The sequence below is a fragment of the Halomonas sp. BM-2019 genome, assembly GCF_017584085.1.
The window spans coordinates 3,895,584-3,899,372 of the sequence record NZ_CP071922.1 but is presented as its reverse complement, the minus strand read 5'-3'; the positions used below and the strand labels follow the sequence as shown (position 1 = coordinate 3,899,372).

The 3,789-nt window shown below is 49.7% G+C and carries 5 protein-coding genes; 1 reads left to right on the top strand and 4 read right to left on the bottom strand.

The genetic code is table 11. From position 1 onward, the window contains the following. Positions 1–1,016: diguanylate cyclase (locus tag J5F18_RS19300; RefSeq protein WP_346300131.1), on the top strand; the 1,016-nt coding region annotated here is incomplete at its 5' end. A 43-nt stretch (positions 1,017–1,059) separates the two neighbouring features. Here J5F18_RS19300 and hslU read toward each other — a convergent pair. From hslU to J5F18_RS19280, 4 genes are all read right to left on the bottom strand, one after another. After that, positions 1,060–2,394 carry an HslU--HslV peptidase ATPase subunit gene (hslU, locus tag J5F18_RS19295; protein ID WP_346300130.1) on the bottom strand — a complete coding sequence of 445 codons (1,335 nt, stop codon included), beginning with the start codon at positions 2,392–2,394 and terminating at the stop codon, positions 1,060–1,062. Between the two features lie 2 nt (positions 2,395–2,396). Beyond that, positions 2,397–2,942, bottom strand: coding sequence for an ATP-dependent protease subunit HslV (gene hslV / locus J5F18_RS19290; RefSeq protein ID WP_346300129.1), 546 nt, complete (start codon positions 2,940–2,942; stop codon positions 2,397–2,399). A gap of 92 nt (positions 2,943–3,034) precedes the next feature. After that, on the bottom strand, positions 3,035–3,652 hold the full coding sequence (locus J5F18_RS19285) for an SPOR domain-containing protein (protein WP_346300128.1): 618 nt from the start codon (positions 3,650–3,652) through the stop codon (positions 3,035–3,037). Between the two features lie 9 nt (positions 3,653–3,661). After that, the coding region (locus J5F18_RS19280; protein ID WP_346302269.1) for a DALR anticodon-binding domain-containing protein at positions 3,662–3,789 on the bottom strand (128 nt) is incomplete at its 5' end.

Sequence of the window (3,789 nt, the reverse complement as noted above, 5' to 3'; positions counted from 1 at the left end):
AGCTCACCAACCCTGTCTACTCACAAATTTATCAGCAAGTTGAGCCTGTTTTTGCTGAGCGTTCGCCCGTGGTATTGCCGAATGCAATTCCCGGTCAGCTTCTGATTGCTCAACCTTTAGAGGTCGCCGACTGGTGGCATGTAACCCTGTATCCGTACGCGGAGATTCAACGTGCGGCCTTACGAACACCGCTGCAAGTCAGTTTCTCCGCCCTGATCTTGCTGTTGGTCATTCTCTCCATTGTTTACGTCTTCGTGAGCCGCTACGTCGCCGACCCGATTCAACGCCTCGCAAAACTCTCTGAGTTGATTGGTAACAAGCAATATGAAGCAGTGATTCAAAGTCGTTTATTGCATGAAGACATTCGCAGTGAGATCGGTCAGCTGATACGCGCCTTCCGCGCCATGGCGCAACGCCTACTAGAAAACCAAAATAATTTAGAGGGACTGGTTGAACAGCGCACCAAACAGCTCGAACAAACCAATAGTAAACTCGCTCAAGCGAATAAGAAGCTCGACCAAATCGCTCATTTAGACGGTCTAACCAATCTGTGGAATCGCCGTGCCTTTGATCGCGATCTGCAGTTGGCGGTGCAACATGGCGAAGAAACAACCTGCGCATTACTACTTGGTGACATCGACAAATTTAAAGCCTACAACGACAATTATGGCCACCTCGCAGGCGACGATGCCTTGCGCCAAGTGGCAAAAGCACTCTCGGACAACTGCACTGGTACTACTTATCGCTATGGTGGCGAAGAAATCGCGTTGCTCGTTCCAGTTAGCGACATGCTTGAAGCCAAAAAGCTCGCGCAAATCCTCTGTGAAACCATTGCCAATTTAAAGCTAGAACATCGAGCCTCGCCGACTGGCTTCCTTACGATGAGCTTCGGTGTCGCCTTACTCGATACGCAGTTGAGCGACAACGATAACGTCGAGCGCGTCGATCAGCTCTTGTACCAAGCTAAGCACCTCGGCGGTAATCAAGTCTATAGCGCGAGCGACCAGGACACGTAAAAAAGCAGCCGGGGATGCGGCTGCTTTTCAGAACAAATTTGCTTTACAGAATGAAGCGGCTTAAATCTTCATCTTCCGCGAGTTCATTCAGGTGTGCATTGACATATTCACGGTCAATGGTCAGTTTTGAACCTTCCATATCTGACGCTTTGAATGATACTTCTTCCATCAGGCGCTCAAGCACCGTGTGCAGACGACGCGCGCCAATGTTTTCGGTTTTTTCGTTAACTTGCCAAGCAATTTCAGCAATACGACGAATCCCGTTTTCGGTAAAGCTAACCTCGACACCTTCGGTCGCCATTAACGCCGAATATTGGACCGTTAACGATGCACTCGGCTCGGTCAAAATACGGACAAAGTCTTCCGTTGTCAGCGCTTTAAGGTTCACTCGAATTGGCAAACGTCCCTGCAACTCAGGAATCAAATCGGACGGTTTAGCAACCTGAAACGCTCCCGATGCAATAAACAAGATATGGTCGGTCTTGACCATGCCGTGCTTCGTGCTTACGGTCGTACCCTCGACGAGTGGCAGCAAATCACGTTGCACACCTTCGCGGGACACGTCCGGTCCACTGCTTTCACCGCGTTTACAAATTTTGTCGATTTCATCAAGAAAAACAATCCCGTTCTGTTCGACCGAGTGGATCGCCTTTTCCTTGATTTCTTCTGGGTTAATCATTTTCGCAGCCTCTTCTTCAATCAGCTGCTTAAACGCGTCTTTAATTTTTAACTTACGCTTTTTCGTTTTTCCGCTACCCATGTTTTGAAACATGCTTTGCAATTGCGACGTCATTTCTTCCATGCCTGGGGGGGCCATAATTTCAACACCCATTGCCGGCATTGAAATATCAATTTCGATTTCTTTGTCGTCTAACTTGCCTTCACGCAGCTTCTTGCGAAACACCTGCCGCGTCGACTGTGACTCATCTTCCTGCTTCGGCTCATCACCCCAAGTTCGCTGAGGCTTAGGCAATAAAGTATCGAGAATTCGCTCTTCAGCAAGATCTTCTGCTCGGTGGCGCATTTTCGCCATTTCTTGCTCACGCATCATTTTGAATGCGGTGTCGGTCAGGTCCCGAATAATCGAATCAACCTCTTTACCGACATAACCCACTTCGGTGAACTTGGTCGCTTCAATCTTAATAAATGGCGCATTCGCAAGCTTGGCCAATCGACGTGCGATTTCCGTTTTACCGACACCGGTTGGACCGATCATGAGGATGTTCTTCGGCGTCACTTCTTGACGTAATTCGTCACCGAGCTGCATTCGCCGCCAGCGATTCCGAAGTGCCACTGCAACCGCGCGCTTGGCATCTTGTTGGCCAATAATATGACGATTCAATTCGTCGACAATTTCCCGAGGGGTCATAGTAGACATGCTTACTCCTTGGTTACAGCAGGCTCGGCATCAAGCACTTCAATCGTTTGGAATCTGTTGGTAAAGACGCAAATGTCACCAGCAATGGTGAGTGCTTTTTCAACAATGGCAGGGGCATCTAAGTCGGTATTTTCCAGCAGGGCTCGCGCAGCACTCTGGGCAAATGCGCCGCCAGAGCCAATTGCGATTAAATCATTTTCCGGCTGGACGACATCGCCGTTACCGGTAATGATCAGCGACGTTGTTTTGTCGGCGACGGCCAGTAAAGCTTCTAATTTGCGCAGCATGCGATCGGTGCGCCAGTCTTTTGCAAGTTCGACAGCGGCTTTGGTGAGATGACCTTGATGTTGTTCAAGCTTGGATTCAAAACGCTCAAACAGGGTAAATGCGTCGGCGGTACCACCGGCAAAGCCAGCGAGAACCTTGCCATGATAAAGGTGACGCACTTTTTTGGCGTTGCCCTTCATCACCGTGTTACCTAATGAAACTTGACCGTCGCCGCCAATAGCGACTTTGTCGCCGCGACGCACTGAAACGATTGTGGTCATATCCTATCCTCTCTATCGGTTATACACGCTAGATGAGGATGCGACGGCGGAAATTCAAGTGTAAACGTGGTGAAGCACTAAAAATTAGCGCGTTAATCGAGGTTCCACAGCCAAATCTGACAGCCGTAAATACCTGAGCGTTGCAATTGATTATTCACGCGTTGTGCAGCCCGCAAGTTCTCGAATGGACCTAAAATCACCCGATACCACCGGCCATTGCTACCGGTTGACTCACGGACTTGTGATTCAAACCCATGCATGGCGATACGCGCACGTAAATTGTCGGCATCGGAAAACTGCCGAAATGACCCGCATTGCATCAAGCGGCGACGTGATTCGGCAGTTTCTGGAACCTCAACTTCCACCTGTTTTTGCTCAAGTTCAGAGATGTAACCCCAACGCTCAGCTGGAATTTCAGGTAACGGGTCAAGGTCTGGAGCTGTGACGGTCGGTGCTGGCGTCTCACTGGTGACCGGCTCGTCAAGCGCAGGTACCTGTTCTTCGCCACCGTGGCGCAAGAACCATAAAAAGGCGGTAAACACAGCAACAACAAGAACGACTAAAACAACCACTTTAACCGGCGCAGGCTGTTGCTGGCTTGCGCCTTTACGTACAGCCCCACCACGCTTCGCTGACTTGCGTGCACCCGGCTTACTGCCGCGTTTTTTGTTGTTCTTTGGATTGCCGCGCTTTGCGTAATCAACCGCCATAAATGACTCTTACATCCGTTCTAGTGTGGGAATACCTAACAAGCCTAAACCCGTTTCAAGAATACGTGCTGTTAATGCCGCCAGCTTTAACCGACTCATTTTTAACGCTTCATCGTCACTGTTCAAAATTGGGCAGG

Bases quoted from the DNA above. Each gene is read 5' to 3' on its own strand.
- hslU (WP_346300130.1), bottom strand. From the start codon at position 2,394: ATGTCTACTATGACCCCTCGGGAAATTGTCGACGAATTGAATCGTCAT.
- J5F18_RS19285 (WP_346300128.1), bottom strand. From the start codon at position 3,652: ATGGCGGTTGATTACGCAAAGCGCGGCAATCCAAAGAACAACAAAAAA.
- hslV (WP_346300129.1), bottom strand. From the start codon at position 2,942: ATGACCACAATCGTTTCAGTGCGTCGCGGCGACAAAGTCGCTATTGGC.